Genomic DNA, 17,350 nt, shown 5'->3' with positions numbered 1-17,350 from the left:
TAATAACTAACCGTCGGCGTGAAAAAACATTTTATTTTTTCACCGCACTTTTAGGGATAAAGGGTGGCCGGAGCCACCCATAAATAGGATTATTGTTGTTTTTGGATTCGAACGCGAGCGTCATCCAAGGCTTGTTTCACGGTTTGACGACCGCTTACCGCATTGCTGATAGCACTTTTTTCTGCATACCAGAAAGCGACAATTTGCGGAATATTCGGCATGATTTCACCGTTTTTCGCATTTTCCATTGTGGCGGCAATGCGTGGATCTTTCGCCAATTTATCTTGGTAAGATTTTAATGCTACCGCGCCCAATGGTTTGTCTTTATTGACTTGTTCTAAGCCATCATCGGTTAATAGGTAATTTTCAATAAACTCAACCGCTAAATCTTTATTCGGACTGGCTGAGTTGATTCCTGCACTTAACACCCCAACGAATGCTTTGGAAGGTTTGCCGTTTAAGGTTGGCAACACCGCAACGCCATAGTTGATTTTGCTTTTCTCAATATTGCCCCAAGACCACGGACCATTAATGGTTAACGCGGTTTCGCCTTTATTAAAGGAGGCTTCTGCAATGGCGTAATCCATATCGGCGTTAATCACTTTGTTTTTCACCATATCAACGACAAATTGCAGGCCTTTTTGTGACCCTTCATTATTTACGCCAATGTCGTTTGTATTGTATTTGCCGTCGGCAAATTTAAATACATAGCCGCCGTTAGAGGCAACCACCGGCCAAGTAAAGTAAGGTTCGGCGAGGTTCCACATGATGGCGTTTTTCTTTTCGGTTTTGAATTTTTTATCTAATTCAACGATTTCTTCCCAAGATTTTGGCGGAGTAGGGAGTAAGTCTTTGTTATAAATTAAAGAAAGAGATTCAATAGCCACCGGATAGCCGATGATTTTACCGTTGTAGTTTTCCGCATCCCATGCGAAATCAACGAATTTATCTTTGAATTCTTTGCTTGGAGAAAGCTCAGCTAATAAACCGGCTTGAGCATAACCGCCGAAACGGTCGTGAGCCCATAAAATAATGTCCGGACCGTCACCGGTAGATGCCACTTGAGTAAATTTTTCTTCCAGTCTGTCCGGGTGTTCGACTAACACGGAGACACCGGTTTCTTTTTCAAATTTTTTACCTACTTCGGCCAAGCCGTTATAACCTTTGTCGCCATTGATCCAAATAACGAGTTTTCCTTCGGTCATTTTTGCCATTACGGCGGAAGACATGACTAAGCCGGCAACGGCGGTTAAGGTAAATTTAACGAGTTTGTTTTTCATGTTGTAAGTCCTTATTGGTTATTTACTGATTCCGGAACGAATACGTTGAGCTGCTTCGTCCAGAGCTTGTTTTACGGTTTGGCGACCGGTTACCGCGTTTTTAATAGCAGAATTTTCTGCATACCAAAATGCCGTCATTTGCGGAATATTCGGCATGATTTCACCGTTTGCCGCATTGGTCATTGCTGCAGCAACACGAGGATCCGAGGCAAGTTTTTCTTGCAAAGCATTTAAGGGAATCGCACCCAACGTATTGGTTTTATTGATAAGCGCGAGACTTTCTTCCGTAAGCAGATAATTCTCGATAAATTCCACTGCGAGATCTTTATTTGGGCTGGCGGCATTAATGCCAATGCTGACGATGCCGACAAAAGGTTTAGATGGCTTACCATCAAATGTTGGCAACACGGACACACCGTAATTTATATTGGTCTTGTCTAAATTCGCCCAAGCCCAAGGGCCGTTAATGATCATGGCAACATCGCCTTTGGCAAATTGAGTTTCGGCAATTTGTCGATCCATGTCTGCAGCGATATGTTTATTTTTGACAAAATCAACTAAGAATTGTAAGCCTTTTTGTGACCCTTCATTATTCACGCCAATATCATTTATGTCATATTTGCCGTCTTTAAATTTAAAGGCATAACCACCCGCAGCAGCAATTAATGGCCAGTTAAAATATGGCTCTGATAAATTCCACGTAATGGCGTGTTTGCCTTTTTTCATTAATTCTTTGTCTAACGCGGGGATTTCTTCCCAGGTTTTTGGTGGTGTTTTAATTAAATCTTTGTTGTAAATCAGGGAGAGGGATTCAATGGCCATTGGGTAGCCGACGATTTTGCCTTCGTAGGTTTCGGCATCCCATGTAAATTTGGCAAATTTGTCTTTAAATGCTTGACTTGGGGTTAATTCTGCCAGTAAGCCGGCTTTAGCATAGCTGCCGAAACGATCGTGTGCATAAATGATAATGTCAGGACCAGCACCATTAGCGGCTTGTTGAGCGTAGTCTTCTTCCAATTTACCGGGATTTTCCACTTTCACCGGTACGCCTGTGTCTTTTTCAAATTTTTTACCGATTTCTGCGATGACAGGGTGTCCTTTACCTCCACCCCAGACCATCAACTTGCCTTCTTCCAGTTTCGCAAGGGCAGATGTGCTTAATAAGGCAGTCAATGCGATGCTTAGAACAAGCGGCTTAAAACAATGTTTAGCGCTAATTTGCATATATCCTCCGATGATGAATCACGAAATAACAAGTAACAGAACCCACTTTCATTTAATAACCTGAATTATGTATAAATGCATCGGTTTGTTATCATCCCCCTGACTACGCCCTCCGAATAACACTGTGATCAAGGTAACATTTTTAGTAAAAATGCGATCTGAATCACAAAAATTAAGTGCAAAAATGAGATCGAGATCACAAAAAAAACAGGTTTTTCGGGAGGAATAAAATTTTTGGTTAAAAAATGGTCTGTCAGTTCTAATCCCTAAAAAAATAATGAAAGGAGGATTTTTTCAATTAAGGGCTAGGCAATGATAGGCAGCAACATCGTCGAGCAGACGTAATGACAATTTAAGAGGTTCTTATCATGGCAAATGTATCGCTACGTAATATCTGTAAATCTTACGGCAATGTACATATCTCTAAAGACATCAATTTGGAAATTGAAGAAGGGGAGTTTGTGGTTTTTGTCGGGCCTTCCGGCTGTGGTAAATCTACCTTATTGCGCATGATAGCCGGTCTTGAAGACATTACCGCCGGCGAACTTTATATTGGCGATAAATTAATGAATGACGTACCACCGGCCAAACGCGGTATTGGCATGGTGTTCCAATCTTACGCGTTATATCCGCATTTGGATGTGGCAGAGAATATGTCTTTTGGTTTAAAACTGGCAGGCGCAAGCAAAGCTGAACGCGATCAGCGAGTAAATCAAGTCGCAGAAATTTTACAACTTGCCCATTTGTTAGAACGTAAACCAAAAGCGTTGTCAGGCGGACAGCGTCAACGTGTGGCTATTGGTCGAACTTTGGTTTCTCAACCTGAAGTGTTTTTATTAGACGAACCGCTTTCCAACCTTGATGCCGCCTTGCGTGTACAAATGCGGGTGGAGATTTCCAAATTACACAAGCGTCTCAACCGTACCATGATTTATGTTACCCATGACCAAATTGAAGCCATGACGTTGGCAGATAAGATCGTGGTGTTAAATGCCGGCGGTATTGCTCAAGTAGGGAAACCGTTAGAACTTTATCATTACCCACAAAACCGTTTTGTTGCCGGTTTTATCGGTTCACCAAAAATGAATTTCTTGCCGGTGAAAGTGACGGCGGTGGAAAAAGAACGGGTACAAATCGAATTGCCGGATGCGAATCACCATAAATTCTGGATCCCTGTAGATGGCAGTGGTGTAAAAGTCAGTGACAACCTTTCACTGGGCATTCGTCCGGAACATTTAATTCCTTCCCATCATGCGGAAGTTACCCTAAAAGGTACCGTGCAGGTAGTGGAATTGTTGGGTAATGAAACTCAGATCCATTTGGAAATTCCAGAAATCAAACAACCAACTTTAATTTATCGCCAAAATGATGTGGTATTGGTGAAAGAGGGCGATGTGATGGACATCGGCATTGTGCCGGAACGCTGTCATTTATTTAAAGAAGACGGTACCGCCTGCAGACGATTATTTAGAGAAACCGGCGTTTAGGAAGGTTCGTATGACTGCTCTCGCACAATATCAACCGCAACCTTATGTGGAATTGCAACACCCAGCGTGGGCAGAAAGTGCGGTCATTTATCAAGTTAATTTACGCCAGTTTACTCCGGAAGGAACGATCAACGCTTTTAAAGCTCACTTACCACGATTAAAAGAACTTGGCGTGGATATTTTGTGGCTTATGCCGATTCATCCTATCGGAGTGAAAAATCGTAAAGGCAGTTTAGGCAGTCCATATTCCGTACAAGATTACTATGCAGTGAACCCTGAATTCGGCAGCATGGAGGATTTTAAAGCTCTCGTGGCAGAAATCCATCATTTAGGCATGTATGTGATTTTAGATTGGGTGGCTAACCACAGTGCGTGGGACAATCCATTAACCCTCAGTCATCCAGAATGGTACACCAAGAATAAACACGGTGATTTTCAACCCACTCCTTGGTATGACTGGGATGATATTATTGAATTTGATTTTAACCAACCAGATTTACGTCAGTATATGACCAATGCCATGAAATATTGGGTAAAAACAACCGATATTGATGGTTTCCGTTGCGATGTAGCAGGCTTTGTACCGGTCGATTTTTGGAATAATGTGCGCCGTGAATTAGATGAAATTAAACCGGTTTTCATGCTTGCAGAATGGGAAAGTCGCGATTTACACCGCCATGCTTTTGATATGACTTACGATTGGTCGCTTTGGGATAAATTAATTGCCGTTGCAAACGGTAAAGGTTTCAATGCGTTAGTCGAATATATGGCGCATGATGTTAAAACGTTTCCGCGCGATGCCTATCGAATGACGTTCACTGACAACCATGATAAAAACGCATGGGAAGGTAATCCGTACTTAAATTTTGGTGCAGCGTTACCAGCAACTATTGTATTAACGGTAGTAGTAAACGGTATGCCGTTAATTTATAACGGTCAAGAAGTCGGTTTAGCTCGTTCGTTAAAATTCTACGATCGTGATCCGATCGAATGGCGTGCGCATCCTCATGCCGAGTTATATCGTGCATTGTTTGCTTTAAAACATCAGAATCTTGCTTTGCGTAACGGCAGAGATGGCGGTGTGATGGTGCGAATTAACAATAATGGCGAAAAGGTGCTGTCTTTTTATCGTGAAAGTGAAGGGCACCGCATGGTGGCAGTGATTAATTTCAGTGACAAAGCCGTGAATGTTACTCTTCAATGTGGTGACATCGCAGGGCAGTATCGGGATTGGTTTCAACGGCAGGATTACACACTAGCAGATTCTGCCGATATTAAACTAGGTGCTTGGGACTATTTAATATTATCCCAAACAAAATAACGTAATTTTCTTAACCTAAGAAGAGAGGTCTCTTATGAAAATTCAAAAAACACTTTTGACAGTTGCCATTAGTGGGGCATTATTTGCAACCAGTGCAAGTGCGGTGGATTTCCACGGTTATGCACGTTCCGGTATCGGTTGGACATCCGGCGGTGGCGAATTAACCGCATTTTCCGCTAACGGCGCACCGGCCAAATACCGTTTGGGTAACGAATCTGATACTTATGCAGAATTAGGTTTCGGTCAAGAATTGTGGAAAGAAGGTGACAAACGTTTCTATTTCGACAGCTTAATTGCCTATGGTGGTAATTTACATAAAGGCGATTGGGTTGAAACCAGCCCAGCCGTGCGTGAATTAAACGTGAAATTTGAAAACTTTGCCGACAGCTTACCGGGCGCTACATTGTGGGCAGGTAAACGTTTCTACCAACGCCATGATATCCACATGAACGACTTCTACTACTGGGATATTTCCGGTCCGGGAGCAGGGGTTGAAAACATTGATTTAGGCTTTGGTAAACTCTCTGTTGCGGCAACTCGAAATACAGAAGAGGGTGGTGCATTTGCTTATTATTATGATCACGGCAAAAAAGATTGGGTAAATGATCGAGACAAGAAGAAAGATGTCTATAACGATGTATTTGATGTTCGTTTAGCTGAAGTACAAGTCAGTAAAAACGGTAAATTGGAATTTGGTTTTGATTATGCGAATGCGCATAAAAAAGATGATTCCCGTTTTATGAATGATGACGCGACCAAAAACGGTCACATGTTCACTATTGAACATACTCAAGGCGAATTCTTCGGTGGTTTCAATAAACTTACCGTGCAATATGCTAAAGACTCTATGGCATCTAAGGGGTGGAATTCAGGTCATGCACAAGGCTCTTTAGTGAATAACCGTGGTCATATGCTTCGTGTAATTGATCAAGGTGTTGTTCAATTTAGCGACAAAGTTGAAATGATGTACGCCTTGATTTATCAAAAAACCGATTTAGATAACAAACAAGGTAACACTTGGTATTCTGCCGGTGTGCGTCCAATGTATAAATGGACAAATACCATGAGTACTTTAATGGAACTTGGCTATGACCGCGTGAAAGACCAAGCTACAGGCAAGAAAAATGACTTGACTAAAGTGACTATTGCGCAACAATGGCAAGCTGGTAACAGCATCTGGGCGCGTCCGGCAATCCGTGTATTCGGTACTTACGCTCACTGGAACGATAAATTCAACACTGAAAATCGCACAAACTTAGGTTACAAAGCGAAAGACGGCGAATTTATCGCAGGTGTTCAATTTGAGGCTTGGTGGTAATCACCAGAGTAATGTGCTATCTGCCAATAGCGGATAGCACAACTTCCTGTTTTCAATCCGTTTTATAAAATCATTTTTTCTGAGGTTAATATGAAAAAAACAATGAAATTTTTGACCGCACTTTTATTGGCGAATATGGCTGTGAGTTCTTCAAGCTGGGCTGACACGCCTATCCATATTAACCCGAACCAACTTTCTCATGTTCAATGGCAGGATGTGCCATTTTCCGAAAAAGTCAAAACAACATTATCCGAACAGCAAAAACAAGCCTTTACTGCGTCATTTGCCGGTGTGGAAAGTCCGGTTGCGGCATATCGCATTCCTGCGAACCAAGGTACGTTAGAAGTGGAAATCATTAGTCCTATCGAAAATAAAAGTGTATTTGTACCAAGTGCGGTGGTTTTGGACAGCAGTTTTAATGTAGCGGCGGTTTATCCTTCTTCCGAGTTTAAATTCCATGAAGAACGTGGAATGGCACCGAATCGTTTCTCTGCAGAGTTAAATCTCACGCCGGCAGCCAGTCAGGATTATATTTATTTGTTGATTTATACGACTCAACAAGATTTAGCCAAAACAACCATGGTGCCACACCCGGCAAAAACCTATGCTAAAGGCACTGGTCATCAGCCGCCTGCGTTAAATGATATTGAGGTTAAACACAGCTTGAACGGCGAAATTCAAATTAACGTGACAAATTCAAACGGCACGCGTTTTATCGGCATTCCAACGAAAGTCTTTACATCCGAAAAAGCCGCACAACCTGTTGGACAGGCAGCAGCTCCGGTGAAAGCTACCGCAGCACCAGCGCCTAAGGCAGTGAACACACCGGTGGATCAAGACACAGAAGCTTATTTTAATCAGGCCGTTACCAAAGCGCTAAAAGCTAATGATGTAAACAAGGCCATGAATTTAGTCAATGAAGCGGAAAAACTTGGTTTAACTTCTCCGCGTCAAACCTTCTTAAAACAGGTTTCATCTAAATAACTAACTAGTCTTTTCATAATTTGCCACCGATATTCGGTGGCTTTTTTTTGTGGTTGGAATATAGCGCTACAGAAAAAGTGCGGTGACAAAAAACGGTATTATGTAGCAAATGTACAAAACGCTTGCTGAGCTTGTCGAAGCATTAGTTTTGTGTACCGGGAAGCTGAAATTACTTACACTTCGACGAGCTCAGTGACCGTAATTTCAGCTTGTGCAACTACCACATAATTTCGGAAGAATAATTAATTTAACGCTAATGTACGTCTCCCGAGACGTGCTTCGTCATTTATTTTGAGTTGGATAATCGATTGTAAAACAGCACGCGTCAGGGGACGCGTGCGATCATTTGGCTTAGTTATGATTATACGCGGGTGTTTACAGGTAACTTCACTTCCCTTATTGACATCGTCATTCCATCAATCAACAACAATTTGCCGCATAAATTCTTGCCGATTTTTAACCGCACTTTGATGGCTTCTAAGGCTTGAATAGAGCCAACTAACCCGACAATCGGTGCCAATACACCGGCTTCTACGCAACTTAAAGCGTTGTCGCCAAATAAACGGCTGAGGGTATGATAGGTCGGCGTATTGTCTTCATAAGTGAAAACGGAAACCTGTCCTTCCATACGAATAGCCGCGCCGGAAACCAGCGGAATTTTATGGGCGGCGCAAGCCGTGTCTAATTGATTGCGTGTGCTGACGTTATCGGTACAATCCAACACCACATCAAATTTACCAACCAAGTCGTGAAGTTGCTGTTCATCCAATAATTGATGGAGAGTGTCCACCTGAATGTGCGGGTTCAGACGTTGCAGGGAGAGCTTCGCCGATTCTACTTTGGGCATACCAAGGCGGCTGTCGTCATGCAATACTTGGCGTTGCAAATTAGATAAATCCACGGTGTCGAAATCCAGTAAGGTTAAATGTCCCACACCGGCAACGGCTAAATATTGGCCGGCGGCACAACCTAATCCGCCGAGACCGACAATCAGCATTTTGCTACTTTTTAACGTTTCTTGTCCGTCAAAATCAATGTCTTTCAACACGATTTGGCGGTTGTAGCGCAATTCTTCTTGATGAGTTAATTCCATAACAAACTCAATGTATTAGCGTAATAAATCGTTGAAAGGCTCGATGGTGATGGTTTCGCCCGCGGCGACGTTGCCACGCTCTTGTTCCAGCACGATAAAGCAGTTGCTTTTCACAAAGGAACTAAACAAATGCGAGCCTTGGAAGCCCACCGGTTGCACTTCAATTTGCCCTTGCGCGTTGAGTTGATAGAAACCTCGTTGGAAATCCAAGCGTCCCGGGGCTTTTTTCAAGTTGGTTGAGGCGATGGCAGATAAACGCATCGGCGCTTGCCATTGGCTATAACCGCTCAGCTTGGCAATTGCCGGTTGCACTAATTGATAGAAAGTCACCAAGGCCGACACCGGGTTGCCCGGCAAACCACAGAACCACGCATTTTCTAATTTTCCAAAAGCAAAAGGTTTGCCCGGTTTAATGGCGATTTTCCAGAAGTTGATTTTGCCGACTTTCTCTAAAATGTGTTTGGTGAAATCCGCTTCCCCTACAGACACGCCGCCACTGGTGATGACCAAATCCGCTTGTTGTTGTGCTTCTAAAAAGGCTTTTTCAAATTGTGCTTCGTTGTCCGGCAAAATACCAAAATCCAATACGTCGCAATTGAGTTTTTCTAACAACAGTTTTACGGTAAAACGGTTCGTGTCATAAATTTGACTGGCTTGTAATGGTTGTCCTACCGGTACCAGTTCATCGCCGGTAGAAAGCACTGCTACTTTTAAACGTGGAAAAACCTTGACTTTTTCGATGCCGAGAGAGGCGAGCAATGGCAAAGAAACGGCATTGAGTAATGCACCTTGTTTTAACACCACATCGCCCAGTTTCACATCTTCACCAATGCGGCGAATGTTTTGGTTTAATTTTGGTAATGCGTGAAATGTCACCGTGCCGTCATCGTTTACTTGAACCTCTTCCTGCATCACCACCGCGTCAGCGCCTTGCGGAATCATCGCACCGGTCATAATTCTGACCGCACTTTGTACCGTCCATTCGCCGGTAAATGGCACACCGGCAAAGGCTTTGCCGGCAACGGATAGTGTCATGGATTGTTGCAAATCCGCCAACCGTACGGCATAACCATCCATAGCGGAATTGTCGAAAGAAGGAACGTTAATCGGCGAAACGAGATCTTCAGCGCAAATGCGTTGGCTGGCTTTGTTAATCGGGAGTGCTTCCGTGGAAGTTGGGGATGGGAGCTGGTTTAGCATTTGTTCAAGAGCTTGAGATAAGGGCAACATACTGGATCCTTTAAGAATAAAAAAGTGCGGTCATTATACTAAAAGTTTTCATGCTACATAGCTATTATCTTCATTTTATTATTGCCTTGGAGTTTGCTAAAATGCCGCATTATTTTGATAAATGCCCCAATTGAGAGTAGTAAATGAATCACATTTCACCTGAAGCGGAGAAAGTGCGTAACGCTCTGCGTCAGAAAGGAATCGAAACGCCAATGATTGTGTTGGACGAAAGTAAAGATGAACGTCGCACACACATTGAACAACATATGCGCGAAGTATTGCGTTTAATCGGTTTGGATTTACGTGACGACAGCATTGAAGAAACGCCTTCCCGCCTTGCCAAAATGTTCGTTGATGAAATTTTCAGCGGTTTGGATTATGCCAACTTCCCGAAAATCACCAATATCGCCAATCGTATGAAGGTGAGTGAAATGGTGTTAGTCAATGATGTTACCTTAACCAGCACCTGCGAGCACCATTTTGTCACGATCGACGGCATGGTTTCCGTGGCTTATTACCCTAAAAACTGGGTCATCGGGTTATCGAAAATTAATCGTGTAGTGGCATTCTTTGCCCAACGTCCGCAAGTGCAAGAACGCTTAACAGAGCAAATTTTATTGGCTTTTCAAACGATTTTGGAAACGGAAGATGTGGCAGTGTATGTGAAGGCCACCCATTTCTGTGTGAAATGTCGCGGCATTAAAGACACTAACAGTTATACGGTGACATCCGCCTTTGGTGGAGTATTCTTAGAAGATCGTGAAACACGCAAAGAATTTTTAAGCTTAATTAATAAATAACCAGACCATTTATTAAAAAAGTGCGGTGGATTTTCGTAGTGTTTTCGGTATTATGTAGCAGTTGCACAAAGGTTTAACCGATTAAAAACCTTAAAATTCCTATTGAAATTTTAACTCAATAGGGATGTAGTGATCAGCTAATTCAACAGTCCCCGATAGGTTGTTTTTGTTAAAACAGGTGGCAAACCTTGATTGTAACGATGTAGGCGAACAAAATTGTAATACATCACATAAACTCTCACATCGTCCATCGCTTGCCCCAAGGTTATATAGTCGCCCTCTTTGCATCCATTCATATTTAAAGCTGCGAAACCAACGCTCCATTGGGGCATTATCCCAACAGTTACCTCGGCGACTCATACTTTGGGATAAAGCACTTCAGCATTAATCCAATTCACCCAAGTGTTTTCCAATAATGGAATTAAGGGGGGGCTATCTTCAACTACAGTATTTAAGGCAGATAATACCTCTTCTAAAGACGAAGGTTGTTCTTGTATATAACTTAATAGCCAAAAGTCAAGTTCAGATAAGCGTTGTTGCAGAATATTAAAATCGCTATCCCGCCATATAACAGCCTGTATAGGGTTTTCATCAAATTGTTTAAAATCGCTTGATAAAAAATCGACTTCATAGCGTTTTAAATAAGCGGCATCAGATAACTGCATTACGCTATGCTTATTCCACTCAAATTTTTTAGGTACTTTTGCTAAAGAAACTTCTGCAAGTAATTGTGTATTTTCAAAATCCATCAATGCCAGTATATTGGTATCAAAACTCTCTTTTTCTTGACAAAATAAGAGAAATTCTCCAGCAATATCTTGAAAATAAGGCGAATGTGATTTTCCTGTTAATACAAACGCTTCTTTTGTCTGAGACCAACTCTCAGCAGAAACGTGTTTAGGTGCTTCAACAAAACAACGGTCAATAAAACCAAAGATGTTATTTCGAACTAAGCGAGCATAAACAGCAAGGCGATTCGGAGCATAACCATTTAGAGGTTGAGCATGAGCCAACCGAACTGCTGTGGCAAGTGCTTTTTGTGTTTCAATAAGCGAAGGTTTAGGCTGCATAGGATATCACCTCTTTTTGAGCATATTTTTGCTGTAGTTGTGCAATATGTTCAACTTCAGCATAAAGTTCTGCAAATGGAGGGAAATTGAAATCACGCTCTAATAATGTTGGCGGAATGACAGGTAGTCGTTGATAGGCATATTCTAATAAATCCCACACAGTACCTTTTACTGGCTCACCGTGCGTATCAATTAATAACTCTGGTAAATGGCGATATGCCCCTTTTATTTTATTAAATGATTCCCCTTCTAAATCCTCTACAACTTGTGCCGCAGAATGTTCTTCGTCGTGTCCGGCAATATGAATGTAATTGACACGTTTCACATTTACTTGTTCTAAAAAAACATAAGGATCAAGTAAACCGTGATTGACGCCATTTACATAAATATTATTTACATCTAAATGAATACCACAATCCGCTTCTTGTGCAATAGCATTTAAAAATTCTACTTCATTCATTGTGCTGGTGGGAGAGTGTAAATAATAAGAGGTGTTTTCTAATGAAATTTGTAATTCTAAAAAATCTTGCACATAGCGGATTCTCTGTGCTACGTGTTTTACAGCTTCTTCTGTAAATGGCATAGGTAATAAATCATATAAATGCCCTTCACATTCACAATAACTCAAATGTTCAGAAAAAAATGTCGAATTATATTGAGTCATTAATGCTTTAGTATTTTTTAATAACTCGCGATCAAGAGGTGCTTGCCCGCCTAATGAAAGTGATAGTCCGTGTACCGCAAGTGGATATTTTTCCGCTGCCTGATCAAATTTATAACGAGCAGCCCCCCCCATTTTTACCCAATTTTCTGGAGCAATTTCCATAAACTGAATCGCATTATTTGATGATAAATTCAAAAAATCATCTGCTAAATCTCGACGATACCCTAATCCTGCACCTTGTAACATAATTATTTACTCCTTTTAATACAACACTGGCGTAAATTTACACCAGTGTTATGTATGGCATCTAGATTTAAATACGATTATTTAGAACCGCATTTACCTTCACCACATTTACCTTCTGCAGCTTTTGGTTTGCTTGCACCGCATTTACCTTCACCACATTTACCTTCTGCGGCTTTCGTTTCGTTTGCGCCACATTTGCCTTCTCCGCATTTACCTTCTGCAGCTTTTGTTTTCACACATTTATCACCCACACAAGGTGTTGCAGCTTTATCTGTACTGCTTGATTTTGGCTCAGCGTGTGCAACAGTAGCTACTGTCATCGTTAATGCTCCTGCTAATGCGGCTAAAGTGGATAATTTTTTCATTTAAATCTCCTAGAATTTGATATTGAATATATAGTTAGAGGAATTTCAACCAGCTTTTAGTTGGATAAACCTTCTTAATAAGCGTGTCTAAAGAGAGTTTCCCTGCTCCCTGCGTAATTAAGATTAATAAAGTTACCACATAAATTAAGGGTAATTTATAACCATTATCACAAACGTTATAACCTGAATCGGCGTGAATGCTATACCACGCGACAGAGATTAAAATCGTTAAACTTAATGCACTAAAACGTGTTAGCACCCCAAATATCAGCAAGAATGGGAAAATTAATTCAGATCCCATTGCAACGTGCCAATTAATATCGGCTGGAATAAGATTAAATGGAAAAGGAAAACGATCTTGTATTTCAGTAAACCAATTTTGGCCATTCCATTTTTCTAACCCTGCCTCTAAAAATTCCCACGCAAGAAAAAAGCGTAAAATCAATAAACTCACGCCGCTGCTGATACCTTGCATCTTACAATCTTTCATTTTTTCCTCTGATTGATTACCTATTTTATGAAACTATTTAGTTCATTATGGTAGGAAATGCTTCCTAGTTATTCTATTAGTCGGAGATAAGCCTTTTTTCTTACACTTTTTTTTCAAAAAATTGAAAATATTATTTTTTGTAAAAATGCAGATAACATTAAGGGCAGAGATTCTAATAATCTTCGCCCTTTTATCTTTTACTGATTAATGTAGTGATCAGCTAATTCAACAGTCCCCGATAGGTTTTTTTTGTTAAAACAGGCGCCAAACCTTGATTGTAACGATGTGGGCGAACAAAATTGTAATACATCACATAAGCTCTCACATCGTCCATCGCTTGCCCCAAGGTTAGATAGTCGCCCTCTTGCATCCATTCATATTTAAAGCTGCGGAACCAACGCTCCATTGGAGCATTATCCCAACAGTTACCTCGGCGACTCATACTTTGGGTTACCTGAATGAAGGTTGGGAGGAATAGCTACACCTTGAGTTTGAAAAAATAGAAAATTTATGCGGTAAATTAGTCAATTTTCGGACTTTGTGCAACTGCTACATAATACCGAGTGTTTTAAAAACGTTTGAAAAATCCACCGCACTTTTGTTTTTCCAATTCGCTGAAATTAATCCTGATATAAGGCGTTATACACACCGCTTTCAAATTGTACCAATGGCGCACGCTTGGTTTTGCTTTCAAGATCGCCGGTGGAGTAGCCATTGATAAATTGTACGAATGCGACTTTTTCACCGCGCGCATTGGTGAGGTAGCCTGCTAGATTATAAACGCCTTTCAGAGCCCCTGTTTTGGCAATGACGTTTTTCACTAACGGTGGGTTAATTAAGGAACCACGTCCGCTTAACGTGCCGTCCACGCCGGCAACAGGAAAACTGTCTAATAAATGTAGCTTATCTTCGTTTTTAGCGATGTAATCCAACACCTGCAACATGGTTTGTGGCGCGACGAGATTATGACGGGATAAACCCGAACCGTCAGCAATAATGCTATTGCCGAATTTAATGCCTACTTGCGATAACACTTTTTTCATGGCTAACGTACCCAGTTGGAAGGAAGCCGGGCGTTTATATTGCTGATAGGCAATCGTGCGAAATAGGGCATCGGCGATTTGGTTGTCGGATTTTTTCATCATTTTTTTGACGAGATCAGGTAACGGTTTAGATAAGTGTTGAGCTAACACTTGACCTTGTTGTTGACGATAAGGTTGTTGAACCTTTCCATTAAATTCAATTCCTAAGCGTTTTAGTTGGCGTTGAATCACTGCAGCAGCAAAGGAATCGGGGTCTTGCACTGCAAAACTTAATCCGAACGGCTTACTTTGGCGTGCCAAGCAACCCTTTACTTGATAGCGGTTGTTGTCATGCACTAAAGCATCTAGCTGGCAATAAGGCGCTTCTTCTTTATCTGCCACATAAACTTGTCCGAATACTTGGATCGGATATTGTGATGGAACGTTAAATTTCACCGGCTCACCAGGTGGTTGGTTGGCGTCAATATCTACATAAAAGCAGTTATTATCAATGTTCACCGCCGCCGGTGGTGAATTAAAACACATAGTTAAATCGTTCCAAATCCAACCTAAGCCGCGATCATGACTAGTGAAGACGGAGGTATCCAGAATTAGATTGCCGGTGATTTTATTGATATTTTGCTTTTTCAGTTCCGACAACAAATTGAAGAGTTGACCGCTGGTTAAATCCGGGTCGCCGGTGAAACGGACGATTAAATCGCCGTTTAATTGTCCGTTTTGGACTTTGCCGTTGGTTAAAAGTGCGGTCTGAAATTGGAATGAATCGCCAAGCGCCAATTTGGCAGCTAACGCAGTAAAGACTTTCTGTGTACTGGCCGGCAACATGAAAGTTTGTCCATGATAATCGGCGACAATTTTATCCTGACTTAGGTTTTTAGCGATAAATGCGAGACTCGCTCCATCGGGCAAATTGCCGAGGTGTTGATTCAAATCGACATCGGCGAAGGTATTTGTAGAGGCAGTTAGCGCGAGGAATAATACGGTTTTTGAGAGAATTCGACGTGGTGAAAACTTATACATAATTCAGACTTGTGGTTGCTATTTTTTGTAAGACGAACAATAATAGTACGCGAACAGACGAGAGTAAAGTTTTCTCGTAACATGATTAATTTATACTGGGGGATCATCATGATCCCACAGTTTTTCTTTATCTAAATTAAGGAAAATCCTATATGCAACAAATTCCAATGACGGTTCGTGGAGCGGAACTTTTACGCAAAGAGCTAGAATATTTAAAGAACGAACGCCGCCCGGAAATTATTAAAGCTATTGCGGAAGCGCGTGAACACGGCGACTTAAAAGAAAATGCAGAATACCATGCCGCCCGTGAACAACAAGGATTCTGTGAAGGTCGTATTCAGGAAATTGAAGGTAAGTTAGCGAACTGCCAAATTATTGATGTCACCAAAATCCCAAATAACGGTAAAGTAATTTTTGGTGCGACGGTAGTTTTGGTCAATACTAATACGGATGATGAAGTCACTTATCGTATTGTGGGAGATGATGAAGCGGATATTAAAAACGGCTTGATTTCAGTGAATTCACCTATTGCACGCGGTTTAATCGGTAAAGAACAGGATGATGTCGTGAATATCACCACACCGGGTGGCGTGGTGGAATTTGAAATTATCGAAGTAGAGTATGTTTAAATCCGCTAAAACAGATAATAAAAAGGCAGTTTTAACTGCCTTTTTTCATGTTTAATTTTTAGGTTATTTACGCGGAAGTTGGATTTTGTTTTCTTCGCTTGGACGATATAACACTAACACATGACCGATGGTTTGTACTTCCGCAGCACCAGTTTCACGCACGATAGCATTGATAATTAATTGCTTGGTTTCACGATCGGAACCGGAAATTTTCACTTTAATCAATTCGTGATGGCTTAGGGATAAATCAATTTCCGCCAACACGCCTTCCGTTAACCCGTTACTGCCTAACATGACCACAGGGCTTAAATGATGAGCAAGGCCTTTTAAATATTGTTTTTGTTTGGTTGATAATGTAATAGACATAATAATCTCGTTGAAAAAATTGATGGCTGATTCTAAAGCAAAACGGGCGTTTTAGCCAATAAATTCTGATGAAAAAACGCCGCTAAAAACAACCGCACTTTTAGGCTTCTTTCTGTGCCAAATAACGTTCCACCGTATCCACAATGGCTTGCGTTTGCGGATCGATTTCAATATTGACTTTTTCGCCCACCTCTTTCTTGCCAATTAGCGTACGATGAATGGTTTCCGGAATCAGGTTGACGCAGAAGCTTTGTTCACGGACTTCACCGATGGTTAAACTAATGCCATCCACGGCAATAAAGCCTTTGGTTAATACATATTTCATCATGTCTTTATTCGGCAGTTGGAACCAAATTTGCAGGTTGTTTTCGGAAGGAATGCGTTCAACGATGTCAGCGGTGCAATACACATGGCCGGATAAAATATGCCCGCCGATTTCTGAGCCCATTTGCATGGCGCGCTCGATATTCACGAAATCACCGACCTGTAATTCGCCCAAGTTTGTGATTTTCAAGGTTTCTTGCATTAAGTCGAAACTCACCAAATTGCCTTTGATTTCCGTGACGGTTAAACACACGCCGTTGTGTGCAACGGATGCGCCGATTTGTAATCCTTTCAGCATTTCTTGTGGCATTTCCACAACGTGTGTTCTAAAATTAGCCCCTTCCGTAATGACCTTAATTTGTGCGGTGCCTTGCACAATGCCTGTAAACATAATGA

17 protein-coding genes and 1 pseudogene are annotated in these 17,350 nt (G+C 41.5%); 6 read left to right on the top strand and 12 right to left on the bottom strand.

The features are described 5' to 3' along the window. Positions 1 to 89: 89 nt before the first annotated feature. Together malE (EL144_RS08510) and malE (EL144_RS08505) are read right to left on the bottom strand one after the other, a co-directional pair. Positions 90 to 1,280 (bottom strand): maltose/maltodextrin ABC transporter substrate-binding protein MalE, encoded by a 1,191-nt coding sequence (gene malE / locus EL144_RS08510; protein ID WP_005703309.1) that lies wholly within the window; start codon positions 1,278 to 1,280, stop codon positions 90 to 92. An 18-nt stretch (positions 1,281 to 1,298) separates the two neighbouring features. Next, entirely contained in the window at positions 1,299 to 2,504 is a 1,206-nt protein-coding gene (gene malE, locus EL144_RS08505) for a maltose/maltodextrin ABC transporter substrate-binding protein MalE (protein ID WP_005703307.1), read from the bottom strand. A 368-nt stretch (positions 2,505 to 2,872) separates the two neighbouring features. On the opposite strand from malE (EL144_RS08505), the gene malK reads away from it, so the two are divergent. The 4 genes from malK (at position 2,873) to malM (ending at position 7,614) form a co-directional block, all read left to right on the top strand. Continuing rightward, positions 2,873 to 3,991 (top strand): maltose/maltodextrin ABC transporter ATP-binding protein MalK, encoded by a 1,119-nt coding sequence (malK, locus tag EL144_RS08500; RefSeq protein WP_005703306.1) that lies wholly within the window; start codon positions 2,873 to 2,875, stop codon positions 3,989 to 3,991. Between the two features lie 10 nt (positions 3,992 to 4,001). Beyond that, positions 4,002 to 5,312, top strand: a complete 1,311-nt coding sequence (locus EL144_RS08495; RefSeq protein WP_005703305.1) for an alpha-amylase family glycosyl hydrolase — start codon at positions 4,002 to 4,004, stop codon at positions 5,310 to 5,312. A 34-nt stretch (positions 5,313 to 5,346) separates the two neighbouring features. Then, positions 5,347 to 6,630 carry a maltoporin gene (locus tag EL144_RS08490; protein WP_005703304.1) on the top strand — a complete coding sequence of 428 codons (1,284 nt, stop codon included), beginning with the start codon at positions 5,347 to 5,349 and terminating at the stop codon, positions 6,628 to 6,630. Between the two features lie 90 nt (positions 6,631 to 6,720). Further along, a complete protein-coding gene (malM, locus tag EL144_RS08485; RefSeq protein WP_005703303.1) occupies positions 6,721 to 7,614 on the top strand; it encodes a maltose operon protein MalM in 894 nt (297 codons plus the stop codon). Between the two features lie 361 nt (positions 7,615 to 7,975). Here malM and moeB read toward each other — a convergent pair whose 3' ends face one another. Both moeB and moeA read right to left on the bottom strand, forming a co-directional pair. Beyond that, a complete protein-coding gene (gene moeB / locus EL144_RS08480; RefSeq protein WP_005703301.1) occupies positions 7,976 to 8,707 on the bottom strand; it encodes a molybdopterin-synthase adenylyltransferase MoeB in 732 nt (243 codons plus the stop codon). A 15-nt stretch (positions 8,708 to 8,722) separates the two neighbouring features. Continuing rightward, the gene (gene moeA / locus EL144_RS08475) at positions 8,723 to 9,937 is read right to left on the bottom strand and encodes a molybdopterin molybdotransferase MoeA (protein ID WP_005703300.1); all 1,215 of its coding nucleotides are present in this window, start codon (positions 9,935 to 9,937) and stop codon (positions 8,723 to 8,725) included. Positions 9,938 to 10,080: 143 nt separating this feature from the next. Between moeA and folE the strand changes: the two genes are divergently transcribed. Continuing rightward, a complete protein-coding gene (gene folE / locus EL144_RS08470) occupies positions 10,081 to 10,737 on the top strand; it encodes a GTP cyclohydrolase I FolE (protein ID WP_005703299.1) in 657 nt (218 codons plus the stop codon). Between the two features lie 356 nt (positions 10,738 to 11,093). Here the strand turns inward: folE and EL144_RS08465 are convergent, their stop codons facing one another. From EL144_RS08465 to dacB, 6 genes and pseudogenes are all read right to left on the bottom strand, one after another. Next, positions 11,094 to 11,807, bottom strand: a complete 714-nt coding sequence (locus EL144_RS08465) for an HvfC family RiPP maturation protein (RefSeq protein ID WP_005700770.1) — start codon at positions 11,805 to 11,807, stop codon at positions 11,094 to 11,096. Further along, on the bottom strand, positions 11,797 to 12,717 hold the full coding sequence (locus tag EL144_RS08460; protein ID WP_005703298.1) for an HvfB family MNIO-type RiPP peptide maturase: 921 nt from the start codon (positions 12,715 to 12,717) through the stop codon (positions 11,797 to 11,799). Before EL144_RS08460 ends, EL144_RS08465 begins: the two co-directional genes overlap by 11 nt. A 77-nt stretch (positions 12,718 to 12,794) precedes the next feature. Next, complete coding sequence (gene hvfA / locus EL144_RS08455) at positions 12,795 to 13,082, bottom strand: oxazolone/thioamide-modified RiPP metallophore HvfA (protein WP_005696509.1); 288 nt, start codon at positions 13,080 to 13,082, stop codon at positions 12,795 to 12,797. A 34-nt stretch (positions 13,083 to 13,116) separates the two neighbouring features. Beyond that, positions 13,117 to 13,557, bottom strand: a complete 441-nt coding sequence (locus EL144_RS08450) for an HvfX family Cu-binding RiPP maturation protein (protein ID WP_005699852.1) — start codon at positions 13,555 to 13,557, stop codon at positions 13,117 to 13,119. 235 nt (positions 13,558 to 13,792) lie between these two features. Further along, positions 13,793 to 14,029 (bottom strand): annotated as a pseudogene (locus EL144_RS08445) (integrase core domain-containing protein); the annotation flags it as partial. A gap of 163 nt (positions 14,030 to 14,192) precedes the next feature. Then, positions 14,193 to 15,635: a serine-type D-Ala-D-Ala carboxypeptidase gene (gene dacB, locus EL144_RS08440; RefSeq protein WP_005703296.1), complete on the bottom strand. Its 1,443-nt coding sequence runs from the start codon at positions 15,633 to 15,635 to the stop codon at positions 14,193 to 14,195. A gap of 152 nt (positions 15,636 to 15,787) precedes the next feature. Between dacB and greA the strand changes: the two genes are divergently transcribed. Next, positions 15,788 to 16,264: a transcription elongation factor GreA gene (gene greA / locus EL144_RS08435; protein ID WP_005703295.1), complete on the top strand. Its 477-nt coding sequence runs from the start codon at positions 15,788 to 15,790 to the stop codon at positions 16,262 to 16,264. Between the two features lie 63 nt (positions 16,265 to 16,327). On the opposite strand, the gene yhbY is transcribed toward greA, so the two are convergent. Next, positions 16,328 to 16,630: a ribosome assembly RNA-binding protein YhbY gene (gene yhbY, locus EL144_RS08430; RefSeq protein ID WP_005703293.1), complete on the bottom strand. Its 303-nt coding sequence runs from the start codon at positions 16,628 to 16,630 to the stop codon at positions 16,328 to 16,330. A 100-nt stretch (positions 16,631 to 16,730) separates the two neighbouring features. Beyond that, entirely contained in the window at positions 16,731 to 17,345 is a 615-nt protein-coding gene (locus EL144_RS08425; protein WP_005703292.1) for a riboflavin synthase, read from the bottom strand. Between the last annotated feature and the right edge of the window lie 5 nt (positions 17,346 to 17,350).

The sequence above is a fragment of the Aggregatibacter aphrophilus ATCC 33389 genome (genome assembly GCF_900636915.1).
Lineage (GTDB): Bacteria > Pseudomonadota > Gammaproteobacteria > Enterobacterales > Pasteurellaceae > Aggregatibacter > Aggregatibacter aphrophilus.
This window is presented reverse-complemented; position numbering and strand designations above follow the sequence as displayed.

Bases quoted from the DNA above. Each gene is read 5' to 3' on its own strand.
- malE (WP_005703307.1), bottom strand. From the start codon at position 2,504: ATGCAAATTAGCGCTAAACATTGTTTTAAGCCGCTTGTTCTAAGCATC.
- greA (WP_005703295.1), top strand. From the start codon at position 15,788: ATGCAACAAATTCCAATGACGGTTCGTGGAGCGGAACTTTTACGCAAA.
- malE (WP_005703309.1), bottom strand. From the start codon at position 1,280: ATGAAAAACAAACTCGTTAAATTTACCTTAACCGCCGTTGCCGGCTTA.
- EL144_RS08465 (WP_005700770.1), bottom strand. From the start codon at position 11,807: ATGCAGCCTAAACCTTCGCTTATTGAAACACAAAAAGCACTTGCCACA.
- dacB (WP_005703296.1), bottom strand. From the start codon at position 15,635: ATGTATAAGTTTTCACCACGTCGAATTCTCTCAAAAACCGTATTATTC.
- folE (WP_005703299.1), top strand. From the start codon at position 10,081: ATGAATCACATTTCACCTGAAGCGGAGAAAGTGCGTAACGCTCTGCGT.
- yhbY (WP_005703293.1), bottom strand. From the start codon at position 16,630: ATGTCTATTACATTATCAACCAAACAAAAACAATATTTAAAAGGCCTT.
- moeA (WP_005703300.1), bottom strand. From the start codon at position 9,937: ATGTTGCCCTTATCTCAAGCTCTTGAACAAATGCTAAACCAGCTCCCA.
- EL144_RS08490 (WP_005703304.1), top strand. From the start codon at position 5,347: ATGAAAATTCAAAAAACACTTTTGACAGTTGCCATTAGTGGGGCATTA.
- hvfA (WP_005696509.1), bottom strand. From the start codon at position 13,082: ATGAAAAAATTATCCACTTTAGCCGCATTAGCAGGAGCATTAACGATG.
- moeB (WP_005703301.1), bottom strand. From the start codon at position 8,707: ATGGAATTAACTCATCAAGAAGAATTGCGCTACAACCGCCAAATCGTG.
- EL144_RS08450 (WP_005699852.1), bottom strand. From the start codon at position 13,557: ATGCAAGGTATCAGCAGCGGCGTGAGTTTATTGATTTTACGCTTTTTT.
- EL144_RS08425 (WP_005703292.1), bottom strand. From the start codon at position 17,345: ATGTTTACAGGCATTGTGCAAGGCACCGCACAAATTAAGGTCATTACG.
- EL144_RS08495 (WP_005703305.1), top strand. From the start codon at position 4,002: ATGACTGCTCTCGCACAATATCAACCGCAACCTTATGTGGAATTGCAA.
- EL144_RS08460 (WP_005703298.1), bottom strand. From the start codon at position 12,717: ATGTTACAAGGTGCAGGATTAGGGTATCGTCGAGATTTAGCAGATGAT.
- malK (WP_005703306.1), top strand. From the start codon at position 2,873: ATGGCAAATGTATCGCTACGTAATATCTGTAAATCTTACGGCAATGTA.
- malM (WP_005703303.1), top strand. From the start codon at position 6,721: ATGAAAAAAACAATGAAATTTTTGACCGCACTTTTATTGGCGAATATG.